We start from the raw sequence: 1,250 nt of genomic DNA on the forward strand, positions 1-1,250 counted from the left end.
GAACGGATCGGGTGAGAAAAAGTGATGCGGCGTTTGCAATAACGCCAGCTTCGGATCTTCATGGAACCAGCCCATAGCTAGCTGTAAGAACGAGCGAGTAGGAATATGATCGCAATCAAAAATCGCGATAAATTCACCCTCAGTAATTTTGAGCGCGTTGTTTAAGTTACCCGCCTTCGCGTGGGTATTATCTTTGCGCACGATATAGCCTACCCCCACCTTTTTAGCGTACTCGGCAAAATCGCTACGCTTGCCATCATCGAGCAGGTATACGTTCAGCTTATCTTCTGGCCAATCCATTGCTAGCGCCGCCAAAATGGTGGGGCGCACCACATGCAACGGTTCGTTATAGCTAGGGATATACACATCTACCGTGGGCCATTTACTGGTATCACTGGGTAGCTTGGCAACATGCCGTTTTAGTGGCCAAATAGTTTGCACATAACCGAGAATGAGGATGGTCCAAGCATATAGTTCGGCACTGAGCAGCAGCAAGCTGAGCACCGTATCGGTGGGCACATCCCAGTTAATGGTTTGTGTAACCCGCCAATATAAATAGCGTGAACTTACCAGTACTGAGAGCACCACCATAAGTAACATGGCGCCGCGTTTTTGCACATCGCGCACCCATAGTGCGGTAGCCCAAAACACCAGTAGAATAATGGCCTGCGAAGTGCCATCGGCTGGCATGGTAATGGTGAAGCTCACAACCAACGCAGCGAATATGGTGAGCAAGATACGCACCGTGCCATTGTTCAGCCATTTGTAAGCGCCCACATCGCCGAAAGCGGCAATTACATCGGTGCCTTTGCGGGTGTAATAGGCTTGAAAATTGATATTCCAGAGCTGCTTGAGTTTGTTGAGCCATGCTTTTACTTGGGTTTTGGCTTGGGTTTTTGTGTTGGCTTTTGCTTTTGTGCTGGCATTGGCTTGGGCGCTGGCTTGCGCGTTATTCGCATACACCGTATCGCCGCGCACCAAGGCTGGATCGTGAATTTCGCGCAGCTGTTGGGGATCTTCAGGAATGAAAAGCGGTTCTGGAGCTACTTCGCTGTTACGTTCATGACGAAACAGAACTAACCAAATCAATTGAATTACCATGCGCAGCGGATCGAGCGGCCGCAGCCCCAGACAATGCCTGGCATAGATCGCATAAGGATCGCGGATCAGCTTGCGGATTTCCGTGACCGAAAAATCGCGCGGACGCGCGGCCACAGGCGGTCGCGGCGCGGCACGGCCGGCCGGCGCGC

1 protein-coding gene is annotated in these 1,250 nt (G+C 51.8%); it reads right to left on the minus strand.

Features of this window, described 5'->3' with window-relative positions:
* On the minus strand, window positions 1-1,101 hold a 1,101-nt coding region (locus tag ACNA7P_RS11185; protein ID WP_416258702.1), incomplete at its 3' end, for a glycosyltransferase.
* Window positions 1,102-1,250: the final 149 nt, after the last annotated feature.

This window comes from Aliidiomarina sp. (assembly GCF_047920995.1).
GTDB lineage: Bacteria > Pseudomonadota > Gammaproteobacteria > Enterobacterales > Alteromonadaceae > Aliidiomarina.